Annotated in this window: 23 protein-coding genes; 14 read left to right on the plus strand and 9 right to left on the minus strand. The window is 60.1% G+C overall.

Annotated features, from left to right (window positions below):
* Positions 1-128 precede the first annotated feature (128 nt).
* Together V3C85_RS11490 and V3C85_RS11495 are read right to left on the minus strand one after the other, a co-directional pair.
* A complete protein-coding gene (locus tag V3C85_RS11490; protein WP_331795208.1) occupies positions 129-809 on the minus strand; it encodes a response regulator in 681 nt (226 codons plus the stop codon).
* On the minus strand, positions 806-2,212 hold the full coding sequence (locus V3C85_RS11495; protein WP_331795209.1) for an ATP-binding protein: 1,407 nt from the start codon (positions 2,210-2,212) through the stop codon (positions 806-808). The genes V3C85_RS11490 and V3C85_RS11495 overlap by 4 nt, the downstream gene beginning before the upstream one ends.
* Before the next feature lie 202 nt (positions 2,213-2,414).
* Here V3C85_RS11495 and V3C85_RS11500 point away from each other — a divergent pair, with 202 nt between their 5' ends.
* The 9 genes from V3C85_RS11500 to V3C85_RS11540 all read left to right on the plus strand — a co-directional run bounded on the left by V3C85_RS11500 (position 2,415) and on the right by V3C85_RS11540 (position 12,909).
* The gene (locus V3C85_RS11500) at positions 2,415-3,764 is read left to right on the plus strand and encodes a ferredoxin reductase family protein (protein ID WP_331795210.1); all 1,350 of its coding nucleotides are present in this window, start codon (positions 2,415-2,417) and stop codon (positions 3,762-3,764) included.
* A gap of 21 nt (positions 3,765-3,785) precedes the next feature.
* Positions 3,786-3,995: a 4Fe-4S dicluster-binding protein gene (locus V3C85_RS11505; protein ID WP_331795211.1), complete on the plus strand. Its 210-nt coding sequence runs from the start codon at positions 3,786-3,788 to the stop codon at positions 3,993-3,995.
* A gap of 4 nt (positions 3,996-3,999) precedes the next feature.
* Positions 4,000-4,671 (plus strand): ferric reductase-like transmembrane domain-containing protein, encoded by a 672-nt coding sequence (locus tag V3C85_RS11510; RefSeq protein WP_331795212.1) that lies wholly within the window; start codon positions 4,000-4,002, stop codon positions 4,669-4,671.
* Between the two features lie 73 nt (positions 4,672-4,744).
* Positions 4,745-5,599 carry a hypothetical protein gene (locus V3C85_RS11515; protein ID WP_331795213.1) on the plus strand — a complete coding sequence of 285 codons (855 nt, stop codon included), beginning with the start codon at positions 4,745-4,747 and terminating at the stop codon, positions 5,597-5,599.
* A gap of 189 nt (positions 5,600-5,788) precedes the next feature.
* Entirely contained in the window at positions 5,789-7,492 is a 1,704-nt protein-coding gene (locus V3C85_RS11520; protein ID WP_331795214.1) for an FAD-binding protein, read from the plus strand.
* 67 nt (positions 7,493-7,559) lie between these two features.
* Positions 7,560-8,348, plus strand: a complete 789-nt coding sequence (locus V3C85_RS11525) for a sulfatase-like hydrolase/transferase (RefSeq protein ID WP_331795215.1) — start codon at positions 7,560-7,562, stop codon at positions 8,346-8,348.
* Positions 8,270-8,851 (plus strand): sulfatase-like hydrolase/transferase, encoded by a 582-nt coding sequence (locus V3C85_RS11530; protein ID WP_331795216.1) that lies wholly within the window; start codon positions 8,270-8,272, stop codon positions 8,849-8,851. Before V3C85_RS11525 ends, V3C85_RS11530 begins: the two co-directional genes overlap by 79 nt.
* Before the next feature lie 351 nt (positions 8,852-9,202).
* Positions 9,203-9,940, plus strand: coding sequence for a hypothetical protein (locus V3C85_RS11535; RefSeq protein WP_331795217.1), 738 nt, complete (start codon positions 9,203-9,205; stop codon positions 9,938-9,940).
* Between the two features lie 305 nt (positions 9,941-10,245).
* The gene (locus V3C85_RS11540; protein WP_331795218.1) at positions 10,246-12,909 is read left to right on the plus strand and encodes an HAD-IC family P-type ATPase; all 2,664 of its coding nucleotides are present in this window, start codon (positions 10,246-10,248) and stop codon (positions 12,907-12,909) included.
* Between the two features lie 290 nt (positions 12,910-13,199).
* On the opposite strand, the gene V3C85_RS11545 is transcribed toward V3C85_RS11540, so the two are convergent.
* From V3C85_RS11545 to V3C85_RS11570, 6 genes are all read right to left on the minus strand, one after another.
* The gene (locus V3C85_RS11545) at positions 13,200-14,039 is read right to left on the minus strand and encodes a sulfite exporter TauE/SafE family protein (RefSeq protein ID WP_331795219.1); all 840 of its coding nucleotides are present in this window, start codon (positions 14,037-14,039) and stop codon (positions 13,200-13,202) included.
* A gap of 101 nt (positions 14,040-14,140) precedes the next feature.
* A complete protein-coding gene (locus V3C85_RS11550) occupies positions 14,141-15,031 on the minus strand; it encodes a fumarylacetoacetate hydrolase family protein (protein WP_331795220.1) in 891 nt (296 codons plus the stop codon).
* 42 nt (positions 15,032-15,073) lie between these two features.
* Entirely contained in the window at positions 15,074-16,591 is a 1,518-nt protein-coding gene (locus V3C85_RS11555) for a tripartite tricarboxylate transporter permease (RefSeq protein ID WP_331795221.1), read from the minus strand.
* On the minus strand, positions 16,582-17,094 hold the full coding sequence (locus V3C85_RS11560) for a hypothetical protein (protein ID WP_331795222.1): 513 nt from the start codon (positions 17,092-17,094) through the stop codon (positions 16,582-16,584). The genes V3C85_RS11555 and V3C85_RS11560 overlap by 10 nt, the downstream gene beginning before the upstream one ends.
* 79 nt (positions 17,095-17,173) lie before the next feature.
* On the minus strand, positions 17,174-18,205 hold the full coding sequence (locus V3C85_RS11565) for a tripartite tricarboxylate transporter substrate-binding protein (RefSeq protein ID WP_331795223.1): 1,032 nt from the start codon (positions 18,203-18,205) through the stop codon (positions 17,174-17,176).
* Positions 18,206-18,503: 298 nt separating this feature from the next.
* Positions 18,504-19,433 carry an alpha/beta hydrolase gene (locus V3C85_RS11570; protein WP_331795224.1) on the minus strand — a complete coding sequence of 310 codons (930 nt, stop codon included), beginning with the start codon at positions 19,431-19,433 and terminating at the stop codon, positions 18,504-18,506.
* 241 nt (positions 19,434-19,674) lie between these two features.
* Between V3C85_RS11570 and V3C85_RS11575 the strand changes: the two genes are divergently transcribed.
* The 5 genes from V3C85_RS11575 to V3C85_RS11595 all read left to right on the plus strand — a co-directional run bounded on the left by V3C85_RS11575 (position 19,675) and on the right by V3C85_RS11595 (position 23,974).
* Complete coding sequence (locus V3C85_RS11575) at positions 19,675-20,409, plus strand: FadR/GntR family transcriptional regulator (protein ID WP_331795225.1); 735 nt, start codon at positions 19,675-19,677, stop codon at positions 20,407-20,409.
* A 5-nt stretch (positions 20,410-20,414) separates the two neighbouring features.
* On the plus strand, positions 20,415-21,149 hold the full coding sequence (locus tag V3C85_RS11580; RefSeq protein WP_331795226.1) for a TSUP family transporter: 735 nt from the start codon (positions 20,415-20,417) through the stop codon (positions 21,147-21,149).
* Between the two features lie 250 nt (positions 21,150-21,399).
* On the plus strand, positions 21,400-22,173 hold the full coding sequence (locus V3C85_RS11585; RefSeq protein ID WP_331795227.1) for a 3-keto-5-aminohexanoate cleavage protein: 774 nt from the start codon (positions 21,400-21,402) through the stop codon (positions 22,171-22,173).
* Positions 22,170-23,522 carry an aspartate aminotransferase family protein gene (locus tag V3C85_RS11590; RefSeq protein WP_331795228.1) on the plus strand — a complete coding sequence of 451 codons (1,353 nt, stop codon included), beginning with the start codon at positions 22,170-22,172 and terminating at the stop codon, positions 23,520-23,522. Before V3C85_RS11585 ends, V3C85_RS11590 begins: the two co-directional genes overlap by 4 nt.
* 161 nt (positions 23,523-23,683) lie before the next feature.
* Positions 23,684-23,974 carry a putative quinol monooxygenase gene (locus V3C85_RS11595; RefSeq protein WP_331795229.1) on the plus strand — a complete coding sequence of 97 codons (291 nt, stop codon included), beginning with the start codon at positions 23,684-23,686 and terminating at the stop codon, positions 23,972-23,974.
* Positions 23,975-24,080: 106 nt separating this feature from the next.
* Here V3C85_RS11595 and V3C85_RS11600 read toward each other — a convergent pair whose 3' ends face one another.
* On the minus strand, positions 24,081-24,374 hold the full coding sequence (locus V3C85_RS11600) for a hypothetical protein (protein WP_331795230.1): 294 nt from the start codon (positions 24,372-24,374) through the stop codon (positions 24,081-24,083).
* Positions 24,375-24,430 lie beyond the last annotated feature (56 nt).

Genomic DNA, 24,430 nt, shown 5'->3' on the forward strand with positions numbered 1-24,430 from the left:
CTGCAATGGTCTGCGGTGTCAGGGGCCATACCTGCCCAAGCAAAGCCAAGCAGGAATGAAGACATTATGCAGCGACTGTGCAGAGGCGAAATTTTTGCCGCATCGCAGGTTGCGGGGCGGACGCCCCCTTAGCCATCATAAGCATAGCCGACACCATAGACCGAGCGGATCGGCTCCCATTCGGTGACAGCGTGGATCTTGCGGCGAATGTTGCGGATATGGCTGTCTATGGTGCGGTCAAACACATCGTTATCGTCGGGAAAGGCCAAAGACAGCAATTGATCGCGCGAAAAAACACGACCGGGACGGGCCGCCAGTGCCGCCAGCAGTGAAAATTCACGCCGCGTCAGTTCCAGATCGGTGCCGTCAAGCGTGGCCTGCCAGCGTTCGGCGTCGATCAGCAATCGCGTGACCGGCTCCTCTGTGGTGGCCTTTCCGGGAGGGCGGCGGCGGCGCAGGATCGCGCGCACCCGCGCGACCAATTCGCGTGGGGAATAGGGTTTGCAGACGTAATCATCTGCCCCCAGTTCCAGCCCCAGAAGGCGGTCAATCTCCTCGACACGTGCCGTGGTCATGATGATCGGCACATCCGACGTCTTGCGCAATTCGCGGCAGATGGTCAGGCCATCCACCCCCGGCAGCATCAGATCAAGAATGATCAGATCATGCCCTTTGCGCAGGTCGGTGGCCACCGCTTGGGTGCCGGTGGACAGCATCTCTACCTCCATCCCGTCAGACCGCAGGTAATCGCGCACCACTTCGGCAAGGGCGATTTCATCTTCGACGATCAGAATACGGGGTTGGGTCATGGGCGGCCATCGGGCAGGGTAAAGGTGATGTTCAGGCCGCCAAGCGCAGACTTGGCGGCGGTGATGGTGCCGCCATGGGCCTCGACAATGGCCTTGCACACCGAAAGCCCCAAGCCCGACCCGCCAAGCGCGCGCGAGCGTGAGGCTTCGGCCCGGCTGAACCGGTCGAAAAGGCGGGGCAGAATGTCATCAGGCGGGCTGGGCGGCGTGTCATCCACCGACAGATGCGCCATGCCCCCGCTGTGCCAGATCCGCAGCCCCAGCGTGCCGGGGGCATCGGTATAGCGGCGGGTGTTCTGCAACAGGTTATCGACCACCTGGGCGATCCGCGTGCGGTCGCATTTCAGCGGCAGATGTTCGGGCATGTCGCAGGTGATCGTGATGCCCGCAGCCTCTAGCGCCGGGCGCGCCATTTCGACCGCCTCGACGACGATTTCGACCAGATCCTCATGTGTGCTCTGGGCCAGCAGGTTCGGCTCACGCGAGTAGGACAGGATCTTCAGATCCTGCACCAGCCGCGACAGCCGCATTTGCGCGGCGTGCATTTCGGCCAGCGTTGCATCGTCAGCCTGGCGCACACCGTCTTGCAGCGCCTCGATCTGTGCGCGCAAAACGGCCAGCGGGGTCTGCAATTCGTGCGAGGTGTTCGAAATCCACTCGCGTTCCGCCTGTGACGTGCGCGCCAGTGTTTCGGCCAATTCGTTGTAATGGGCGATCAGGTCGCCCAATTCATCGGTTCTGTCCAGCGGGATGCGACTTGCATAATCGCCCGATGCCAGTGTTTTCGCCCCGGCCTGCAACCGCTTGATCGGTGTCAAGATCTGCTGCGCGATCAGATAGGCCGCCGCTGCCGAAACCAGCAGCGCCACAAATGCGGCATAGGCCAGCGACGCATATTGCCCGCGCAGGAAAAACGCATCACTGGCGCTGTCTGTCAGGACCGGTGCGTTCAGACGCAGATAGCCAAGCGGGGCACCCTCGCGGCAGCCCCTGTCAATGCAGATGGGCCGCTGGTCAAAAATCGCGGTGCGGGCCATCGTTCCGGCGATGCGGGTGCCGTCAGGGCCCACCAGAGCAAGGCGGTCGCCGATCATCAGGGGGTCGGCTGCGACCTCTTCGGCATCGGCGCCACCGGGCGGGGCGAAATGGGTGCGGACAAAATCGTTAAAGGCACGCGGGTCTGCGGCCAGATCGGGCCAGCCGGGGGCAGCAGGATCATGGGCCAAAGCCAGTTCGCGCGTCAGCCTGCCAAAGCGGTTCAATTCGCCCCGCAGCAGGTATTGCGAAAACCCGTCGCGCATCGACAACGCCACCAGCAGCGCCATCGTGCCAATCACCAAGGCCGAAGTGACGGCGATGGCCAGGAAAATCTTGGTGGTCAGTGACGTGCGCAAACGCTCCATTCCCTTGTTCTGACACAGCAATATGCAGAGATCATGCAGATGCCCACTTTGCCCCCATACCCCCCCCATGTGCGTTAAGTAACTGGTGATCAAGCGAAAATCCAGTTTTGCCAGGAACTGGACGAAAAGTTTCGATCTTGCCACTGGTTGCACAATTCCGCGTCAGACTCAGCCGCAAATCGATGTTGCAAGGATGCTGATGATGTTGCGCAATATAAAGATCACGCTTTGGGGCCTGATGGCGGCGCTGACTGCGCTGTGGTTACTGGCGAACCTGCCGTTTCCCGATGACCTGACCATCATCACGGGCCGAAACCTGTTCTTGCAATATTCCGGCGTGATCGGCATGGGCGCGATGAGTGTGGCGATGATCCTGGCCACCCGTCCTGTCTGGCTAGAGCCCTGGTTGGGCGGGCTGGACAAATCCTATCGGCTGCACAAATGGCTGGGCATCATGGGGCTGGTCGCGGCGCTGTCTCATTGGGGGGCCGTGAATGCGCCGAAATGGGCGTCAGCTTTGGGGTTGATGGCGGCCCCCGAACGCGGACCGCGCCCGGTGGGGGCCGAGGTCGCAGATGTCGTGACCATCGAATCCTTTCTGCGCGGATTGCGGGGCGTGGCCGAAGGGCTGGGCGAAAAGGCGTTCTATGTCGCCGTGCTGCTGATCGCCCTGGCGCTGATCCGGCGCTTTCCTTATCGGCTGTTTGCCAAGACGCACCTGTTCATTGCCGTGGCCTATCTGGTGCTGGTGTTTCACTCGGTCGTTCTGATGGATTTCGCCGCCTGGACGCAGCCCGTGGGCATTGTCACCGCGCTGCTGCTGATCGCGGGCACCGTCTCGGCGGTGATCGTGCTGACGCGGCAGGTGGGCAAGCGGCGCAAGGTGCAAGGCACGGTCGAGGCGCAGCAGCGCTTTGCCGAAATGAATGTGATGGAAACCACGGTGCGGCTGAACAACGGCTGGCCGGGCCACAAAAGTGGCCAATTCGCCTTTGTCACCTTTGACAAGAAAGAGGGCGCGCATCCGTTCACCATCGCCTCTGGTTGGGATGCCGCCGATCCGCGCATCACGTTCATCACCAAGGGCTTGGGCGATTACACCGATCGCCTGCCCGAACAGGTGAAAATCGGCAGCCCCGCAATCGTCGAGGGGCCCTATGGCGGCTTTACCTTTGACGATACCGCACCCCGCCAGATCTGGATTGGCGGCGGCATCGGCATCACGCCCTTTATCGCCCGGATGAAAGAACTTGCCCGCCGGGGCCGCACGCAAGAGGTGCATCTGTTTCACAGCACGACCACGCTTGCCGCCGAGGCGCGCGCCAAGCTGATTGCCGATGCAAAGGCGGCAGGCGTGACCTTGCATATTCTGGTCGATGAAGTGGATGGGCTGCTGACGGGCGACAGGCTGCGCGCCCTGGTGCCCGACTGGGCCAGCGCCAGCGTCTGGTTCTGCGGGCCCGTGCGGTTCGGGCAGGCCCTGCGCAGCGATCTTGTGGCCAAGGGGCTGCCCCGCACGGCGTTTCATCAGGAATTGTTCGACATGCGCTAAGGCGCAGCACAGGAGTCTGCCATGACAATCAAGAGCATCACTGGCTGCATCGGCTGCGAGGAATGCGTAAAATCCTGCCCCTGCGATGTGATCCGCATGGACCAAGGCCGCGCCGTCATCACCTATGCCGCCGATTGCCAGATCTGCCATCTGTGCCGGATGTATTGCCCGGTCGATGCCATCGAGATGTCGCCCGAGAAATCCATCCCCGTCGTTGTGCCCTGGGGGTAAGGCCATGAAATTCACCGTTCAACGCGCCACCATCCTTGCGGCCCTGGCTGTCTTCGTCGGCCTGCCGCTGCTGTTCTACACGCTTGGCGATGCGCCGCGCCGGTCTGTGCTGAAAGAGGCGATCTCGCTGGCCACGCTTCTGGCCTTTGCGGCCATGCTGGGCCAGTTCTTCATGGCGCGCAGCAACACCTGGCTGCTAAGCGTTTTCAAGCCGCCGCAAATCCAGAAGGTGCACAAATACGTCGCCTACACAGCCGTGGCGGTGATCCTGGCGCATCCTGTGCTGATCGTTCTGCCCCGCGCGCTGGAAGGCGGCGTGCGCCCGTGGGATGCGTTCGTCACGATGATCACCACCTTTGACAATATCGGCGTTCTGGCCGGTCTTGTGGCCTGGGTGCTGCTTTTGGTTCTGGTCGTCAGCGCCTTTTTCCGCACGCCCATCATCAAGCGCCTGTCCACCCGCTATCGCGGCTGGCGGTATTTTCATGGCGGGCTCGCCTTCAGCTTTACCGCACTGGCGCTGTGGCATTCCATCGACCTTGGCCGACACACGGATGTGGCGATGACGACGCTGTTTCTGGGGCTGGCCGGCGCGGGCTTTGGCTTGCTGGCCAAGCTGTATTGGGCGGCCCGACCGAAACCGCCCACATCCATCCAGACGGCACCCGCATCATGACCCAACCATCAAAGACGTTCACCCAAGGCGCACCGGTCGCCGCGACCCAATCAAACCCAACAAGGACCATGCCATGACCAGCACACACATCATGATCGCTGTTGCCGCATCAACCGCGATACTGGCCAGCCACGCAGGCGCGCAGGATTATAGCCCCGCCAAAGACTTCTATGATCTCTCTGCCATGCCCGAAACCGGCATGTATCCGCAGGGGGGATCAAAGCCGGGCCAAGGCGCAAAGCCCGCCCCCCCGCCCGCCGCCACGGCGGCGGTGCCGCAAGAGGTGGTGGTCGGCCCGGCCGCGTTTTCCGTGACTTACCCGATTTTCGACACTTTCGCCGCGCTGCCGGATGACGTTGTCTATACCCGCGCGCCGATCCAGAGCTTTGATCGCCCCGAAGGCGGCACGCATTACTATGAGGTTGTTCTGGTCGAGAGCATGAACATCAGCTGGGTGCAGGCCGCGATCCTGGCCCAAAGTGAGGGTGGCTATCTTGCCACGCTGACGTCGCCGGAAGAAAACGCCTTTGTCTTCAACCTGATCAATGACGACAAGTATTTCTGGCAGTTTCCCGACGACTACACATCCGACAGCCACTACCGCATCAAGATCGGCCCGTTCCTTGGGGGCGTGCGCGTCTCTGACACCGAGGCGTCTATTGACGGTTGGCAATGGATCTCGGGCGAGGCATGGGAGTTTTCCAACTGGGCGCAGAACCTTGACGACGGCGTCACCGACCGCGATCCGCGCGACAACACCCAGCCCAATGGTGCGGGGCACCAGAACATCATGGGCTTTGGCGAGTTGAACGTGCCCGTGCCCACCTGGGGCGACTATTGGGAAACTGTCGCCCAATATGGCGACCGTGGGATGCCGACCGGCTATAACCGGGGCTTCATCATCGAATATGATGACCTGCCGAACTGATCCCGGAACAGCCGCCTTGCGCCATCAGGTGCAGGGCGGCGCTTGGCTGTTCCCATGGCATGGCCAAAACACCCAAAACCCTTGCTGTTTCAGCATATTGCCCAAACGGCCCCAATCCAGATCCCGACAAAGAGGCATCGCATCATGACCACCCCATCAGATAGAACCGGCCCAACCCGCCGCGGGTTCATGGCACTGGGCAGCGCAACTGCCGGGCTGGCGGCGATGGGGATGCAGGCCTGGGCGCAGAACGCGGTCGAGATTGACGTAGATGCGGTGACCAACACCGACCACGCCACCGACGTGCTGGTGGTGGGCGGTGGCATGGCGGGGCTGTTTGCGGCAGTCAAGGCGCATGACGCAGGGGCCGCCACGATGATCGTGTCCAAGGGGCGGCTGGGATCATCGGGGCTGACGCCCTTTGGCAAGGGGTTCTTCGTTTTTGATCCGGCGACGGAAACCGGCAGCATCGACGATTTTGTCGCCACCGTGTCGCGTTCCGCCCTTGGCACCAACAACGCGGTCTATACCCGCCAACTGGCCGAACATTCGCTGGCCCGTGCGGCCGAGTTGCGCGACTGGGGCTTTTTCGACCAGACGCTGGCGAACCGCCCCTTCATGCGACCAATCGAAGAGCGCGGCATTCCGCTGCTGGAGCGGGTGACGATCACCCATCTGATCAAGGAAAACGGGCGGATCGCCGGGGTTGCGGGCTTTCGTCTGGATGCCGAGGAAACCATCACCATTCGCGCAAAATCGGTGATCCTGTGCACAGGCGCGGGCGGCTTCAAGCCCAACGGCTTTCCCTTGGGCGACCTGACGCATGACGGCACGGTGATGGCCTACCGGATCGGGGCCAAGGTGACGGGCAAGGAATGGAATGACGGCCACATGACGCGCGCCGACCATCCCGCCGCCACCTATGACAGTTGGGGCGACATGTTCGAACGGGTGCCATCGACCACCGGGGTCGAGGTGCATCACGATCTGGGCGTGGACCTGAATTACCGCGCCTATGTGCTGGGCAATCCGGTCGCCGGTGGCCCCGGAAGCCCGCCGGATGCCAAGGTTACCGAGGTGGCAGGCGGCCCCGTGGTGCCCGAAGAATTCCAGCGCCGCCTTGATGGCCCGCCCGGTGGCGATGGCCCGCCCCCCGGCGCGGGCGAGGGCGGCGCGCCCGGTGGCCCGCCCCCCGGCTTTTCCCCCGGTGCCAATGTCGGTGGCGCTTCGGCCGGCATGGCGATCCACAAATCCGAAGGGCTGGTGCCCTATGACGACCGCTGTGCCTCCACCATTCCCGGTCTTTATGCCGCGGGCGATGCGCTTGGCAGCCATATGGCGGGGGGGATTTACACCCAGATCGGCTCCTCGCTGGCAGGCTCTGCCGTTCAAGGGGCCATCGCGGGCCAGGCGGCGGCGGAATTTGCAGCCGGGGTCGATGCCCCGGTCATCCCCGACGCGCGTCTGGCCGAGATCACCGGCGAAATCCTTGCCCCCCTGCGGCGCGAGGCGGGTTATGGCCCGGCTTGGGTGACGCAGACGCTGCAAGGCATCATGATCCCGAACTTCGTGCTTTATATCAAGAAAGCCTCGATGATGACCGCGGCCCTTGCCTATGTCGAGGAGTTGCGCGACCACCACGCGCCGATGCTGCGCGCGGCCAACATGCACGAGCTGCGGCTGGCATGGGAGACGCGCAACATGATCCTGTCGGCCGAGATGAAGCTGCGCGCCTCGCTGTTCCGCACCGAAAGCCGGTGCAGCCACTACCGGCTTGATTACCCTGAGATGGACGACGAGAACTGGCGCGCCTGGATCAACATTCACCGCGCTGATGACGGCACGATGGAACTGACCAAGCAACCCTTTGGCACCTGGCCAGAGCAGGGGTGAGCGCATCGCGGCGACAGCCGTCACCCACCCATCCCGCCACACCCGCCCTGACATAAGGAAAACCCGAATGCGCAACATTTCACGACTGGCCACAGCCCTGACACTGGCCTTTCCCGGCGCGGCCTTGGCCCAGCCGAACATCCTTTTGATCATCGCCGACGACATGGGGCTTGATGCGTCACGCTGCTATGCGCTTGGCGATCAGCAGGCACCGATGCCGAATGTCGAGGCCCTGTGCGCATCCGGGATGGTGTTCGACAATGCCTATTCAGCCCCCGTCTGCTCGCCCACCCGCGCCACGATCATGACCGGGCAATACGGGTTTCGCACCGGAGTCGGCGCGGCCATTCCGCCGGATGGAACCAACGGATTGTCGGCAGATGTCACAAGCCTTTTCGATGTGCTTGCCACCACCAACTACAGCGCCAACCTGATCGGCAAATGGCACCTTGCCGGGGCCGATGCCGACCTCAATCACCCGGCCGAATTGGGCGTGCCGGATTACTTTGGCCTCTTCATGGGCGCTGTGCGCGACTATTCGAAATGGACAGCCGTCACCGGCGGTCAAGAGGTGCAGGTTGACGGCTATGCCACCACCGTTCTGACCGACCGCGCCATCGACTGGATCGGTGCGCAGGATGATCCCTGGTTCCTGTGGCTGGCCTACAACGCGCCGCATGCGCCGTTCCACCTGCCACCCGCCGATTTGCATGGGTTTGACGATTTGGCGAATGATGCCGATGCCATCGCAGAAACCCCTTGCCCTATTACAACGCCATGCTCGAAGCGCTGGATACCGAAATCGGCCGTCTGCTCGGCGCGCTGTCGCCCGAAGAACGGGACAATACCGTGGTGATCTTCATTGGCGACAACGGCTCTCCAAATCAGGTCACCCATGGGTTTTATGGCGATCACAGCGCCAAGGGCACGATCTATGAGGGCGGCACCCATGTTCCGCTGGTCGTCGCCGGCCCCGGCGTCGAAACCGGCCGGACGGGGGCCTTTGTCGAAACGGTGGATCTGTTCACGACCATCGCCGGCATGACCGGTGCCAAGGCCCCCGCGGGCGATGGCCGTGATTTCGCGCCTGCGCTGACAGGCGGCGATACCGGGCGTGACTACATCTATGTCGAACATTTCGGCGACGCAAAGGACGCCAAGCCCAGCGACGTCTTTGGCTGGGCCTTGCGCGACGCAAACTACAAACTGGTGCAGGAAGACGGCACAGCGCCGGAACTTTATGATCTGTCCATGGACCCGCGTGAATTGGTCGATCTGCTTGCCGACGGCATCTCGGAGGACGAGGCTGCCATCGTGACGCGGCTGGAAATGCGCTCTGCAGCGGCGCGCGGCAACTGACGGGGGGTATTTTTGAAGATCAAGCACAATGACCGATCCGCAGACGTAAAAAAGCACGGTGGCGCGCCCACCGTGCAACCTTGGCCGCGCCGATGAAGGCCCAAAACCACCTTGGCCGTGATGATTGGCGCGAGCCGAGCGCCAAGGCGTTGCGGGGCATCGTCGATCATTCCCGCGCGCCAAAGACGGCAGGGTCAGCACCCATGGCCCCGGTCTTGGCGGTGACCCAGATGACGACCGAGTCCGGTCAAGGGGATGATCCGGTGTTTCGGGGTTCGCCCCCGCATCACAAGGCCACCGACCACCCTCAAGGAAAAGCGCCTCAAGCGCCGCGGTCGGTGCGCCCGCCGTTTGACGCCGACCGATGAAGAAGGACTGACCTTGGCCTATTTCACCATCCTGTCCACCAACGACAAGCCCCTTGTGCGCGCGATCATCGACGTTCTGGTGGTTGCGGCGCTGTGGTCACTGTCGTCTGCCGGATATTACGACATCAAGGATGGGTTGGGGCTGTCCAACGGCTATCAAGAGGCACCTGTCCTCTATTCGGCCTATTACCTGGGCTTTTCGATCGCAGCGGTGCTGCTGTTTCGGCACCGCCTGCGCCTGTGGCACCCGCTGGCCCATGGTGCCCTGCCAGTGGTTGTGGTGCTGGTGATGATCGCCGTCTTCACCCTTGCGGTGTTGCCGTCCTTGCCCGAAATCGACCTGACGCTGGCCCCCAGCAATCCGCCCGAGTTCATGTTTGCCGATGGGCGATATTATGTGCCCAAGACGTTCGAGATTTTGTTCCAGCAGATTCTGATCCTGACCATTGTTCTTGTCTTGCAATCCTTTGGTTGGCCGATCCTGCGGATTGGCATGCTGACCGCGGCCCTGTTCGGGCTGTTTCATCTGTCATTGATCCTTGGCGGGGCCACAAGCTTTTACGTTGCGCGGTTCACCATTGCAGCCACCTGTTTCGGTGCCGTGGTGCCCGGCCTGCAGCTGGCCACGCGCAACGGCGCGACCTTGTCGTTCGGGCTGCATTGGGGGTTCTACATCGCCGACAACATCTTCACGCATGTCGTGTTGTCCTCTGCGCCGTGAACGATAATGCCATGCGCCCAAAGCCATCACCAGAAGCGCGCATCACAGCCTGAAGAAGCGCCCCTCAGACAAGTAGCAGTCATCGTTCAATTCCAGATGATGTCCACAGCCGAGTTGATACTTCCGCCTGCACAAGAAAAACCGTCACGCACAGAGCCACCGTTCCCCTGCTCAGACAGTAGAAAGGCGGGACAGATTTCACACCCCAGACCCAAGATGTTGAAAGACCGAACCGGCTATGTCAGACCCCCGCAGGAACGACCGCAGCGGCCCGACTTACCCGCAGCCCCGCAAGGACCGCGCCAATGAAAACCAAACTGCTGGATGCCCATGCCCTTTCTGTTGAAGCCTGCCTGAAGGCGCTTCAAACCAAAGAAAGCGGCCTAGAATCCGAAGCGGCCGCGCGCAGATTGGCCGAAGAGGGACCGAACCGCTTGCCAACGAAGGCGGGACCTTCTGTGCTGCGGCGGTTGTTAAAACAATTTCAGAACGTGCTGATCTATGTGCTGATCGCAGCCGCAGCAGTCACTGCGGCGCTGGCACATTGGGTTGATACCGGCGTCATCCTTGCGGTGGTGATCGCCAATGCGGTGATCGGCTTTCTCCAAGAAGGCCGCGCCGAACAGGCGATGACCGCAATCCGCTTGATGCTCGCCCCGCGGGCTTCGGTTCTGCGAGACGCCATGCGGCTGAACATCGATGCCGCCGAAGTCGTCCGGGGTGATCTGGTTTTGCTTGAGGCCGGCGATAAGGTGCCCGCCGATCTGCGCCTGATCGAGGCCAAGGATTTGCGGCTGCAAGAGGCGATGCTGACAGGTGAATCCGTGGCGGTGGAAAAGTCACCAGCACCTGTCGCCACGGCGGCAGCACTGGGAGATCGTAGCTCAATGGCCTATAGCGGCACGCTTGTCGCAACGGGCACCGGGCTTGGCGTCGTGGTAGCGACAGGGGAGCAAACGGAAATTGGCCGGATTAGCGGTATGTTGGGCGACGTCGAGGTTCTGACGACGCCCTTGGTCGCGCAGATCGACCGATTTGGTCGAAAGCTGACAACGCTGATCCTGCTGATTTCGGCGCTTCTCCTGGTGTTTGGGTATGTCGTTGACGATAAATCTTATTCCGATCAGTTCATGGCGGTTGTAGGTCTTGCGGTAGCCGCTATTCCCGAGGGATTGCCCGCCGTTTTGACAATCACGCTGTCGGTCGGGGTGCAGGCCATGGCCCGGCGCCGGGCCATCGTGCGCCGATTGCCCGCGATCGAAACCATTGGCGCGGTCTCTGTCATTTGTACCGACAAGACCGGAACGCTGACCCGCAATGAGATGACAGTAGGCACAGCTGTGACGACGGATGGCACCTTTCGCATCACAGGCGAGGGCTATGCACCCGTGGGCAAGATCAGCCCGGCGCCAGTCGGGAACACGCTCGACCAACTGGGACGGGCGGCGCTTTTGTGCAATAACGCGGCCTTGTCGCAAGTGGACAGCGACTGGCAAGTGTCCGGCGACCCGATGGAGGGGGCGCTGTTGGCTTTTGCGGCCAAGCTTGGCATCAACGAGGCGAGTTGGACGCGGCGCGACGAAATCCCCTTTGACGCCGCACGTCGCTTTATGGCTGTGCTGGTGCAAGGGCCGCAAACCCAGGCGCGCGTCTTGATCAAGGGCGCGCCCGAGCAAGTTCTGGCCATGTGCTCCGAACAGGCCACGTCCGAAGGGTCGGTGCCGCTTGAGATTGCGTTTTGGCAGGCAGAGGCGCAGCGGATTGCAGCACAGGGCCAACGGGTGCTGGCACTTGCGGGGGGCGACCATCACGGTTCACACTTGGATGCTTCGGACTTTGGAGGAAGCTTGACGCTGATCGGCTTGGTGGGGCTGATCGACCCTCCGCGTCGTGAAGCCATCACGGCCGTGGCCGAATGTCTTGCCGCGGGCATTGTGGTCAAGATGATCACAGGCGATCACGCAGGGACGGCGGCCGCCATTGGCAAAGAGATCGGGCTGGACAACCCTGAATTGGTGCTGACAGGCGCCGATCTCGATCAACTCAGTGATGCTGAGTTGGCGTCTGCCGCAGCTGCAACCAATATCTTTGCCCGCACCACCCCCGAGCACAAACTGCGCTTGGTTATGGCCTTGCAAGCGCAAGGGCTGACGGTGGCAATGACGGGCGACGGCGTCAATGATGCGCCTGCGCTCAAGCGGGCGGATGTTGGGATTGCGATGGGGGTTTCAGGCTCTGCCGCGGCGAAAGAAGCGGCAGCGCTGGTGCTGGCGGACGACAACTTTGCGTCGATTGCGGCAGCCGTGCGCGAAGGGCGCACCGTTTATGACAACCTGCGCAAGGTCATCGGCTTTGAAGTCCCCACGAGCTTTGGCGAGGCCGGTGCGATCTTGGTGGCCCTGCTGTTCGGACTTGCACTGCCTATCTCGCCCTTGCAAATCCTGTGGATCAACCTGATTACAGGGGTCACCCTCGGACTGGCCTTAGCCTTCGAGCCAACAGAGAGCGGAACCATGTGCCGCCCACCGCGCCCCCGCCATGCGCCTTTGCTGTCGGGCGCACTGGTCTGGCATGTGGTCTTGGTGACGGCGCTGTTTGTCACTGCCGTATTCGGAGTTTACCGTTATGGGCTTGGCCTCGGCTATGCGCCCGCTATGGCGCAAACCATGGCAATGAATTTGCTGGTGGTGCTTGAGGTGTTTCACCTGTTCTTCATCCGCAACATCTTTGGCACCTCGTTGACGTGGGCGGCAGTGCGGGGAACGCGGGCGGTCTGGATCTGCTTGGCAATCGTTGTGCCGGCGCAGATCATCGTAACCTACCTGCCCTTGGCCCAAGCCATACTTGGCACCCAAAGCTTGTCGCTGGCCGACGGTGCGTTGCTTTTGGCCGTAGGCGTTGCCTTCTTCGCGATCATCGAAACTGAGAAGCAAATCCGACTGGCAATTCTGGGGAACGGGGCGGCTTAACCCAAAGGGCTTCCCCCTGAAACCGATCAACGATGCCCTTGCCAGAATTGCAAACTATGGTCTTGGCGTATTGCAGATCAAGATCAGGATCAATTCATTCAGCGCAGATGTCTGAGCTTTGCAGATAGGCTTGAGGGGCGTAGCACCGCCAGGGTTCGTGACACCCTGCAACTTCGCTTGTTGCCCCCAAGACGCCCTTGCCGCACAAGGCTGCCCGCCAGTCCATCAAAAGAATTGAACCTGCGAACCATGGAATCAAACGCCCAAGGTGCATCAGGCTGACTGTTGGATCAGCCTAAGAAAATCTCATGGAGAAAGCGCAGACACACGATCGTCAGGAACACACCAAAGGCGATTTCCAGCTTGCGCTGTTCGACGCTGTGGGCCAGCCGCACGCCCAGACCAGCCGTCAGGATGGTTGTCGGCGCGAACAGCAAGAAGCCAAGCATCGACACGAACCCGAGACTGTCAACCGGCAGGTCAGAACGGCCAAGGCCCGCCAGAACATAGCCAATAGCGCCGGGAATTGCGATCAGCACACCGATCCCGGCCGACGTGGCAATTGCCTGACGTATGGGCCGACCATGCAAGGTCATGATGATGTTGGCAATCTGACCGCCCCCGATACCCATCAGTGACGACAGCAATCCGATTGCAGCCCCGTAACAGCGCAGCACGATCCCCGTCGGCATCTCTGAGGCAATATTCCATTTTTTGGTTCCGCTGATCAGTTTGACCGCGTTGACCCCAGCGACCGCAACGAAGACCAGTTGCATGACAAGTGGTGGCGCAAATCGAGCGATGGCTGCACCAACCAACACGCCCCCAATGATATACACGGCCCATTTTCGCAAAAGATCCTTGTCGACAGCACCGCGCGCGAGATGGCCGCGATAGGACCGGATAGAGGTTGGAATGATGATCGCAAGCGAGGTGCCAACCGCTAGGGGCATCTGAACAGCCTCTGGGTAGCCGAGAAATTGGAACGTCTCAAAGAGGACTGGCACCATAAGAGCACCACCGCCCACACCGAACAGGCCGGACAGGATGCCTGTCAGCGCCCCTGCGCCAAGCAAGATCAGAGCTAGGAAGGCGAGTTCTGCATTGAGTTCCATCATGTCTTTCCACATGGCAAAGGCCCACTCCAGACAGGCCGAGGTGGCGCGTCCAGAGTGGATTGGTTCAGGTTGGCTGAACGTTTGGATCAGATCAGCGCGCTATCGCGGATCACTCAGTTGATCGGGTTTTCCAGTTTGCCGATCCCGGCAATCTCGACCGCAACCGTATCGCCTGCCTTCATGTATTTCGGCGGCTTGAAGCCGACAGCAACACCAACGGGTGTGCCCGTTGCGATGATGTCGCCCGGCTGAAGGGTGATAGCCGCCGAGATCGTTTCGATAATCGTCGGAATATCAAAGATCAGGTCGCGTACGACCGCATCCTGACGCAGTTCGCCGTTTACCCAGGTTTTCAGAGTCATCGCATGGACATCCGGCACGGCATCTGCTGTCAGGATCGCTGGCCCCATCGGGCAGAACGTATCGGGCGATTTGCCCAGGAACCACTGCTTGTGCCGGTTTTGCGTCTCGCGGGCTGTGACGTCGTTGACGATGGAATAGCCAAACACATGGTTCATGGCATCAGCCGCCTTGATCCCCCTGCCCCCGGTTCCGATGATGACGGCCAGTTCGCCTTCGTAATCAAGCGTTCCAGTTGGGTCGAGGCTGCTTTCGACTGCCATATTCGGGCCGATGACCGAAGATGGTGCCTTTGTGAAGACGATTGGCACATCAGGGATGCTCTGACCGGCGGATGAGCTGTCAAAACCCGAGCCCTGAAATTCCTTTGCATGCTCGACGTAGTTCTTTCCCACACAAAAGATGTTGCGGGCGGGAACAGGGATCGGAGCCAGCATTCTGACTTCAGACGCCGCGATGGCTTTTGACGGCGCTCCGTTTGCCATTGCCTTGCGGATTTTCTCCATCACAGGGGCACCACCGGCAATAATACCCACGACATCATTGGGAATATCGCCACCCATCGCCGCCGCCGGAACGATGCCCGTCTCCGTCAAGACCCCGGCGTGGTTCTGGCCATCTTTTGAAAAGGTCACGAGTTTCATGGTTTTACTCCACTTTGCTTTGGTTTTTGGCGGGACATGCATTCAGTACACATCTGCCGACCGGTTGATTTTGCGGTTGCGACGCCATTTCAGGACGGGCGGCACAACCAAGGTCGCGACAAGCAAGACCCACAGGATCTGGGCGATGGGCTTTTGGAAAAAGGCGGTCATGTCATTGCCAGAAATACGCATCACCAGCAGGAAGGATTTTTCGATCAAGGGCCCCAGGATGACCCCGATCAAGATCGCCGCCACATGATAGCCCGTCTTGCGGGCGACATAGCCCAGCACGCCGAACGCCACGGCGATCACGATATCTGCCATGAAGCCGCGCGGAACGAAGGCGCCCACCAGCGTGAACGCGATGATCATGGGCGCCATGTAATAATTGGCCACCACAGTGATCCGCGACAGGTAGCGTGCCATCGGGAACATCACGATCAGCATGAAGATATAGGCCACGAACATCGACATGATCACGCCATAGGCCAGGGTCGGGCTTTGCATGAACAGTCGCGGTCCGAACGGAACGCCATGGTATTGCAGCACGATCATCATCACGGCAGCAGTGCTGCCCCCGGGAACACCAATCGCCAACAGCGGAATAAGCGTTCCAGTCGTCACACCATTGTTGGCCGCCTCGGGCGCAACCACACCCTGCTCGACGCCCGTGCCGAACTTCTCTGGCTCTTTTGAGAACAGCCGCGCTTGCTGGTAGGCCACGAACGCGGCAATTGACGCCCCTGCCCCGGGCATGACACCGATGAACAAGCCCAGAATGCTGGACCAGGTGACCAACCACCAATGTCTGAAGGCGCCAAAGATATTTTGGATGGTCTGGCGCCATGTCGGCATCACTGCGGTCGTGTCTCCTTTGGCGACCGTCCGCTCTTCCAGCATGACCAATGCTTCTGACACGGCGAACAGGCCAATCAGCGCAGGAACCAGCGGAATGCCGTCAAAAAGCTCTAGAATGCCAAAGGTTCCGCGTGGGGTCGCAAAGATATGATCGGCCCCCATGGCCCCCAGCATCAACCCGAAAGCCCCGGCGATCAGGCCCTTGAGCATGTCAGCCGCCGCAATGGCCGCAATCAGGGCCAGACCGAACAGCATGATCACAACCATCTCGACCGACTGGATGTAAAAACCAACGCGCGACAGCAACGGCAAGGCCAGCAAGGTCACTGCCGATGTGATCAAGCCGCCCAGCACAGACGCCACAAAGCTGAGAGCCAAAGCCTTGGCCGCAAGGCCCTTGCGGGCCATCGGAAAGCCATCAAGTGTTGTGGCCGCAGCCCCCCCCGTGCCGGGGATGTTGACCAGAATGGCAGGAATCCCTCCGCCAAGGTGGCTTGCGCAATAAAGTGCCACCATAAAGGTCAGCGCAATATTCACATCAAAGGCCAAGGTCAGAGGCAGCAGCATGATGATCGTATTGTGGGCGGCAAAGCCGGGAATGGCCCCCATGATCACACCCACAAACACTGCAGGGATGATCACCCACCACAAACTCAACGAGTTCAGGAAAAGCGCGCCAAATTCGATTCCGTTCAGTTCCATGATGCACCTATGAAGGCGATAAGTTGCTCAAAGGGCCCCAGCGGGAAGCGCGTCTTGAGAAGAACGATGAAGAATAGCCAGCCACTGATGGCTGCGACGGCCGCAAAGATCAGCGCCTTGCCAAGAGGTCTGAGACCAGCCAGATAGCTGCCACCCAGCAGAAACAGGAATGTGGTCAGCGTGAAGCCGCCCCACTGCACGATCAGCAGATAACCAACGATCAGCCCGAAAAAGGCGAGGCGCTGCAGGCGCCCCTCCTCTGGGCCAAGGACGGCTGCAAAGCTGATATAGGCCGTGCCGCGCGCCAACTGGATGGCCGTGCGCACGAACAGGATAGAGGTGAAAAACATCAGCATAGACGCCATGAACAGGCCACTACGCTGCGCTTCGGGCGGGAAATCCCAGACCGAGCCAATGTAATAGATCGCATATGCGGTGGCGACGACCGGAATGATAAGATCGGCGCCAACCGCTTTACGCGGAGGGCGAGAACGAGTGTTCATACAAAGCTCCATGAGCCAGCTGATGGAATGAACGCCGGACGGTTCAAGACCGTCCGGCAACGTGCTTCACACTGGCGGCTCAGCTGCCCGCCAGAAGATCACGATACTTGTTCGCAAGCTCTTTCATCGCTTGCGCCGTCGCCATGGCCACATCTTCCCCACCGGCATCAATAAAGACAGCCGGAACGCCCGTGCCCTCAACCGCTTCGGCATAGGCCGGATCGGCAATCGTTGCCTGCATGCTGGCGACCAACGCCTTGATCCGGTCAGGATGGGCATCATAGGCCGCCCGCTGCACACCCCATGCACGCGACGAGGTCATAGCAGGGATCGAGGTTCCCATTGCGGCATTGACGGTTGGTGCATTGTTGGTCTGCTCGGGCACCACGTTTGTATCCGCAAACACACCCAGAACGCGCGCCTGATCCCCAAGAACGATGGTGTTGGTGATCGGCAAGGCGCAGCAATCAACTTCACCCGTGATGGCCGCCATCGACGACGGGTTTCCACCGCCATAGGGCACCAAGACGAAGTTGGCGCCCGTTGCCTCGCCAAGCGCAAGCATGCCGATCGAGGCAGGGTGCGGCAAGCGGCTGACCGACACGGTGACCGGACGGCGCTTGCCTTCTTCCACCAGATCCTGAATCGTTGCAAACGGGCTGTTCGGCCCCACCCAAACGGCCATCGGCTCGGACAGGGTTTGCTGGATATAGACGATATCTTCGCCCACCGAGATACCAGTATCCTGCATTTCCAACATGATCACTTCGGGGCCGAGATTCGCAAAGATCAGCCCGTAGGCATCGGCCTCACGGTTCATGTAGAACTCATAGCCGACCTGCCCGGCAGCACCCGGGTAGTAACCAAATTCAAAGTTGGTTGCCAGATGTTTGGCCCAGACCTTCGCGAAGGCACGGGCATCACGGTCTGCGCCCCCGCCTTCACCTGTCGGGATGATGATGTCGATATTGCGCTCGGGGAACTGCTGGGCAAAGGCTGTGCCCACCCCCGCAAACCCGCCAGTGCCCGCCGCGCCAACAAACATTGTGGATCGCTGCAAGAACGACCGTCTGGACAAGCCACCCTTGGAATTCTTCTGTGTGATCGTCATGTGATACTCCTCCCTTTTCTCACGCGATGCGCAACCTTGCGCCAATTGGCCGCCCACAACTCAGACGCCCAATGTGATCGAATTTCACCATAACCACCAAAAAACCAAATACAACCACTTAATGCACATTTATAACCAATTTCTGCATTGGTCCACCAATTCACATTTTGACCACCGAAGTGCGCAACGATCACGGCCTCGCCGTCACACCTCCTTCACGCCCCTTCCCCCCCTCGGGGGCAAAGAAAAAGCGCCCGGCAAAGCCGGGCGCCTCACAACTGGCATTATCCGCCTGTTCTTAAATGGAATTTTTATAAACAGCGTCAGGCTGTTCATAAAAGGATTGCAGGATGTGATACACCATCATGTAGTTCTTTTGCTGGAACGACGCATGCGAAATCCCCTGCATGACACTGAACTGCTTGGCCGGGTGCGGAAGCGCGGCAAAGAAGGCCAGCAAATCCTCTACGCTGGCGATCCCGTCATATTCGCCGCGCATCACAATGGTTGGCATCGTCAGCTTGGCCGGATCGGTCAGCGGCAGGCGCGAACACATATCAACATAGGTGCCCGTCGGCATCGAATCATCCAGCGCGCAGATGGCATCGGCAAAGGCGTCGATGACCTTGTCTTCGGCCGTGCCCGGATGGTCGCGATTGAAGATGGAATAGACAAAGGCCTTATCAATGGGGCGCCGCTTCATCTGGCGGAATTCCTCAAGGCGCTTGCTGCGCTCGGCCAGGGTTGGGCTGTTTGCGCCAGTCCAGACAAAGGCATCCAGCGCAAGCTTTCTTACGCGTTCGGGATGCCGCTCTGCAAAGGCGGCTGCACGCAATGCCCCCGAGGAAATACCATAAACATAAAAGCTTTTTTCCCCCGTCTCTGCCATGATGTAGTCTGTCGCAGCAGAAAGATCGTCCGCGCCGTCGGCAATATTGGCCGTGATGTCGCGCGTCTTGGTCGAACGGCCATAGCCTTCGTGATCCACACACCAGGTGTCATAGCCCTGCACAGCAAAGTAATCCATGACCGAAGAATAGGGCCGCCCTTCGACCTGCAAATCAAAGGTCGGCTGCGATGCCATGGAAGACCCATGCACGAAGAGGATCGTCCCCTTGGTTGCACCGCCCGGCGCTGTCTTGCGCCAGAGGAAAAGATCGACATCAGCACCTTTCTTGGTCCAGTGCTCTGTGCCCGCGACGGTCGCCGGAAGGGTGGTAAGATCCATAATGAGTCCTTTCTGCTTGTGCCAGACAGCAAACCATTCAGCCGCAGCTATCTGTGCTCTCCATCACCAAACTGGTTGAAATTGGTTATTTTTGACACAACCATATAGACGATTGGTTCTCAATGATGCAAGATGTATCTGAAAGTGGTTTGCGGAAGATCATTGTATCCTCCCGATACCAGACCATAACATGGCGCCTTACAATTGGTGACGTTCAGCGACCTGGGAACTTAGACCGCACATGACAGATACGCCTCATATCAAGTCTCCTGCCAAGTCGGGGACAGAGCTTATTGACGAAGCTCTGCGCAATTACCTGAAGGAACCAGGCTGCAAACCCGGCAGCAAATTGCCGACCGAGCGAGCCCTATCCGAACAGTTCAAGGTCGCACGAAGTGCGGTGCGGTCGGCTTTGGCGCGGCTTGAAGCCCAAGGTGATGTTGTCCGCGTGATGGGCAGCGGCACATATGTGGCCGACCGCCAGGCCGCCCAGCCCGAGTCTGATCGTGATCCGGGTTGGCGTGATGCCAGCCCCCTTGAGATCATGGACTCGCGCCTGATGGTTGAACCGCAACTGGCAAATCTCATCGTCGCCTATGCAAATGGGGGCGATATTGATCGCATTCGGCAGGCCATGCTGGGCGGTCAGGCCGCAACCGATTTCGCCGAGTTCGAGATCTGGGATGGCAAGTTCCATCAGGCGCTGGCCGATGCCACGCAAAACCCCGTGATCATCGAGGTGTACCGCACCATCACTCGTTCGCGCGAACTTGCACAATGGGGTGAGCTCAAGAAACGCAGCATCACCGAACAACGCCGTGCGAAATACAACATCGAACACGCCGAAATCGTTGCGGCCTTGCAGGCGCGCGATGCCCCACGGGCCGAAGCGGCCATCCGGGCCCACCTGATGACCGTGCGTGAAAATATGCTTGGCAGCTATATGTCGCGGCACAGCACGGTCAGCCAAAGTTGATCTGAATGGCGCTCCTGAGTTTCGCAGCACTCGCGCTTGCCACATCGTTCATATCGGGGATCTTCGGCATGGCCGGAGGAATGCTGTTGATGGGCGGCTTGCTTTTGCTGTTTCCAGTCGCCGATGCCATGGTCTTGCATGGTATCACGCAGATGGCGTCGAACGGATGGCGAGCGATCCTGTGGCACCGATATATCGTCTGGCCGATCGTCGGCCGATATGCCCTTGGTCTGATCTCGGCCGGCGCATTGTTCCTGTCGCTTCATCTGGTGCCAGATCAGCGGTTCGTCTTCCTGATCCTTGGCGCACTTCCCTTCATAAGTCGGGTCATTCCAGCCCGTTGGCTGCCACAGGCCACTCGCCGTGGCGGTGCCGAGTTATGCGGCTTTGTGGGCACATCGTTTCAATTGCTTTCTGGTGTCTCGGGCCCACTGGTGGATGTGTTCTTCGTGCGCACCCCGCTTGACCGAAGAGCCATCGTCGCCACGAAAGCCGCCTGTCAAGTGATCACCCATCTGGCAAAACTGCTCTATTTCGGAGTCCTGATTGGCGGGGCGACCTCTGCCTCTGTCAGCCCTTTGATCATGGTGCTTGCAGTTGGCTGTGCCATAATCGGCACAACCCTCGCACGCGGGTTTCTGGAACGCCTGAGCGATCACAATTTTCGCCGCTACACTTGGTGGGTGGTGATGTCGGTCGGTGCCGTCTATCTGGCGCGCGGGGTTTCGGCATTCGTCTGACTGCGTGACTTGGGTCTTCCCGATAATTCCGCGACGGGCAGTGACGGTCTGGCGGTCAGCCGAGACGACATCAGGCTCGGGCTGGACATGCCCCCCCTTTCAAATCAAGCCCAACTCGGCTGCTGGCTTGGCAATCCCCCTGTCAATGGCTAGGCTCACAACGCAGTTGACAGAAACCAACCTGTCGCGGGTGACCCCAACCGGGCTTTGCGTTTGGCGACTCCAGAAGCGACAGGCAAAAGGAGGTGCAATGCCCCTGCCCGCAATGCCCCTGCCCTTCGTCATGGTGGCGCCAAACGGGGCCAGACGCGGTAAATCCGATCATCCCGCACTGCCCATCACTCTGCCCGAGATCATCGAAACCGCCAGGTCGTGTTATGCTGCAGGCGCGCATGGCTTGCACCTGCATATTCGCGATGACCAAGGGGCCCATTCGCTTGATTCCGGGCGCTATCGTGAAGCTTTGGCAGAGTTGGGTCGCGCTCTTCCCGAACTGTTGGTGCAAATCACAACCGAGGCGGTTGGCCTGTTTTCAGTTGCCGATCAACTTGCCTGCCTCGCCCAGGTTCGCCCAGCCTGGGCCAGCATTGCCGTGCGCGAAATTGCAAGAGACGGGGGGCTGGCACCACAGGTGTATGCCACCTGCGCCGAAGCAGGCACACGGGTTCAGCATATCGTCTATGACCCTGACGATCTGGCCTTGCTGCACGATTGGCAATCGCAGGGGATCATACAGCCAGGTCAGGATGACGTGCTGTGCGTTCTGGGTCGCTACAGTCAGGGGCAGCAATCGCTGCCTTCGGATCTTGCGCCCTTTCTGGCGCATCTGCCACCCAACGGCCAAAAGATGCTTTGTGCCTTTGGCGGCCAAGAGCATGCCTGTCTTGCAGCGGGGGCAGCCCATGGGTTTGCCCTGCGGGTCGGGTTTGAAAACAGCCTGACCAATGCCCAAGGCACCCCCCACCAGGACAACGCCGCGTCCGTCGCGGCCCTGATCGCACTTTTGCAAAGGACACCCGCATGAGCCATGTCTTTCCCCGTCACTGCCGTTCTGATGTGCCCATGGCGACCGGCGGCGATGGTTGCTATCTGATCGACGCATCCGGCAAACGGTATTTTGACGGCTCTGGAGGCGCAGCTGTATCCTGCCTCGGTCATTCAAATCAGAGGGTAAGACAGGCGATTCAGGATCAGGTCGAAAAACTGGCCTTCGCCCACACCGGCTTTTTCACCTCGGAACCGGCCGAATCCTTGGCCGACCTTCTGATCAGCCAAGCCCCCGGGCAGCTGGATCGGGTTTACTTTGTGTCCGGTGGATCAGAGGCGGTAGAGGCTGCAATCAAACTGGCCCGTCAGTACCACCTCGAGCGCGGAGAGCCGCAGCGCAGCCACATCATCGCGCGGCGTCAAAGCTATCACGGCAATACCCTCGGCGCCCTCGCGGCGGGTGGAAACGCTTGGCGCAAACAGCAATTCGCACCACTGCTGGTCGATATGAGCCACATCGCCCCCTGCTATGAGTATGCCGAACGTCAGGCCAACGAAACCAGCTTTGACTACGGTCAGCGTGTCGCACAAGAACTGGAAGACGAAATCCTGAAGGTTGGCCCTGAAAAGGTGATCGCCTTTCTGGCCGAGCCCGTGGTCGGTGCAACGCTGGGGGCTGTGCCTGCCGTGCCGGGCTATTTCAGCAGAATCCGCCAGATCTGCGATAAATATGGCGTCCTTCTGATCCTTGATGAGGTCATGTGCGGCATGGGCCGGACGGGGCATTTGTTCGCCTGCGAGGCCGAGGGCATCACGCCAGATATCCTGTGCATCGCCAAAGGGTTGGGGGCCGGCTATCAGCCGATTGGCGCGATGCTGTGCACAGATGCAATCTATGATGCGATAGCCAATGGGTCGGGCTTTTTCCAGCATGGCCACACCTATCTGGGCCACCCCGTCGCTGCCGCCGCCGGGCTGGCCGTGGTGCGCGAATTGCTAGAGCGTGATCTGGTTCCACAGGTGCAATCGCGCGGGGTCTTTCTTCAGCAACAGCTGCTGGCCCATTTCGGGCAACATCCTCATGTCGGCGATATCCGCGGGCGTGGATTGTTCTGGGGGGTTGAACTGGTGGCAGATCGCAACACCAAGGCGCCTTTCGATGCATCGCTAGGGTTGGCGGCAAAACTAAAGAAAGCGGCCTTTGCCGAAGGTCTGATCTGCTATCCGATGCCCGGAACCCGCGACGGCAGGAGCGGCGACCATGTGCTACTGGCCCCCCCTTTTATCGCAAGCGAAGAGGATCTGTCGCTTGCCATCGGCTGTCTGCATCGCGCAGTTGATAGGGTACTGGACAACGCAGGAGTGACCGTCCCTGCAAAGACATGAACCCGGCCGCCCGTTGCAGCCCAAAGCCAAGCGACCGCCTTGGCCGCGCCTTTAGGCTTTCATGGCTGTTTTTGTCAGGGTGCTCTTGCAATCTCTGGTCTATACTCCCGCCCACCACTAAGCCATTTCCGTCGAAACACCTTTTCCGATGAGCGCATCACATGCCAAGACTAACGGTTATCGCCAACATCTACGCCCATCCCGACCATGTTGATCTGGTCAAGACCGAGTTGCTCAAGCTGGTTCCGATCACCCGTGCCGAGCCTGGTTGCATCAATTATGATTTGCACCAGAACAACGATGACCCAACACATTTCACATTTTTTGAAAACTGGGAAACCCGCGAGTCTTGGGAAACCCATATGAAGGCGCCGCATATCACGGCCTATCTTGCGGCGACCGACAGTGCCGTGTCCAAGTTCGCAATCAGCGGCATGACACAGATCGACTGACAAAACGCCAGAATGGGCCAAGGTGCAGCTCACCTTGCACCCTCTTCAACGACTTCGCGGCGCTTTGCTCTTTCTTGCAGGGAAGTCGCCGCGAAGGGCCGGAACGTCAGTTCAGAATGCCCCGCATCCCGGTATCTTCCAGCGTGATCAGCGTGGTGGCCCCGCTCATGGTGATTTCGGTTACCATCATCGCGCGCGGGCCAAGGCCACTGTCCAGCCCCCAAACCTCGACCGGGCCTTGCCCGCCAAAAGTGGCATCCAGCATCTTCAGCAAGCCCGCGCCACTCAACTCGGCCACCATGCCACCATCGACCAGTTCCACCGCCGACGGGGTCACCCGCGACAGCCCCACGATCAGTTCAAAATTGCCCGGCTCGGGCGATCGGACGGCAGGTGTCATCATCGGTCAGGCCTTTCTTTGCCTTTTGCGGCATGTTCGGCGGCAGCCCCGTTTCC

The sequence above is a fragment of the Pseudotabrizicola sp. L79 genome, from assembly GCF_036553525.1.
Lineage (GTDB): Bacteria > Pseudomonadota > Alphaproteobacteria > Rhodobacterales > Rhodobacteraceae > Pseudotabrizicola.

Coding starts and splice junctions, on each gene's coding strand:
- V3C85_RS11560 (WP_331795222.1), bottom strand. CDS start 17,094: ATGAACACTCGTTCTCGCCCTCCGCGTAAAGCGGTTGGCGCCGATCTT.
- V3C85_RS11575 (WP_331795225.1), top strand. CDS start 19,675: ATGACAGATACGCCTCATATCAAGTCTCCTGCCAAGTCGGGGACAGAG.
- V3C85_RS11590 (WP_331795228.1), top strand. CDS start 22,170: ATGAGCCATGTCTTTCCCCGTCACTGCCGTTCTGATGTGCCCATGGCG.
- V3C85_RS11515 (WP_331795213.1), top strand. CDS start 4,745: ATGACCAGCACACACATCATGATCGCTGTTGCCGCATCAACCGCGATA.
- V3C85_RS11525 (WP_331795215.1), top strand. CDS start 7,560: ATGCGCAACATTTCACGACTGGCCACAGCCCTGACACTGGCCTTTCCC.
- V3C85_RS11550 (WP_331795220.1), bottom strand. CDS start 15,031: ATGAAACTCGTGACCTTTTCAAAAGATGGCCAGAACCACGCCGGGGTC.
- V3C85_RS11505 (WP_331795211.1), top strand. CDS start 3,786: ATGACAATCAAGAGCATCACTGGCTGCATCGGCTGCGAGGAATGCGTA.
- V3C85_RS11600 (WP_331795230.1), bottom strand. CDS start 24,374: ATGACACCTGCCGTCCGATCGCCCGAGCCGGGCAATTTTGAACTGATC.
- V3C85_RS11595 (WP_331795229.1), top strand. CDS start 23,684: ATGCCAAGACTAACGGTTATCGCCAACATCTACGCCCATCCCGACCAT.
- V3C85_RS11545 (WP_331795219.1), bottom strand. CDS start 14,039: ATGTGGAAAGACATGATGGAACTCAATGCAGAACTCGCCTTCCTAGCT.
- V3C85_RS11495 (WP_331795209.1), bottom strand. CDS start 2,212: ATGGAGCGTTTGCGCACGTCACTGACCACCAAGATTTTCCTGGCCATC.
- V3C85_RS11490 (WP_331795208.1), bottom strand. CDS start 809: ATGACCCAACCCCGTATTCTGATCGTCGAAGATGAAATCGCCCTTGCC.
- V3C85_RS11585 (WP_331795227.1), top strand. CDS start 21,400: ATGCCCCTGCCCGCAATGCCCCTGCCCTTCGTCATGGTGGCGCCAAAC.
- V3C85_RS11500 (WP_331795210.1), top strand. CDS start 2,415: ATGTTGCGCAATATAAAGATCACGCTTTGGGGCCTGATGGCGGCGCTG.
- V3C85_RS11555 (WP_331795221.1), bottom strand. CDS start 16,591: ATGGAACTGAACGGAATCGAATTTGGCGCGCTTTTCCTGAACTCGTTG.
- V3C85_RS11565 (WP_331795223.1), bottom strand. CDS start 18,205: ATGACGATCACACAGAAGAATTCCAAGGGTGGCTTGTCCAGACGGTCG.
- V3C85_RS11530 (WP_331795216.1), top strand. CDS start 8,270: ATGCTCGAAGCGCTGGATACCGAAATCGGCCGTCTGCTCGGCGCGCTG.
- V3C85_RS11570 (WP_331795224.1), bottom strand. CDS start 19,433: ATGGATCTTACCACCCTTCCGGCGACCGTCGCGGGCACAGAGCACTGG.
- V3C85_RS11540 (WP_331795218.1), top strand. CDS start 10,246: ATGAAAACCAAACTGCTGGATGCCCATGCCCTTTCTGTTGAAGCCTGC.
- V3C85_RS11580 (WP_331795226.1), top strand. CDS start 20,415: ATGGCGCTCCTGAGTTTCGCAGCACTCGCGCTTGCCACATCGTTCATA.
- V3C85_RS11520 (WP_331795214.1), top strand. CDS start 5,789: ATGGCACTGGGCAGCGCAACTGCCGGGCTGGCGGCGATGGGGATGCAG.
- V3C85_RS11510 (WP_331795212.1), top strand. CDS start 4,000: ATGAAATTCACCGTTCAACGCGCCACCATCCTTGCGGCCCTGGCTGTC.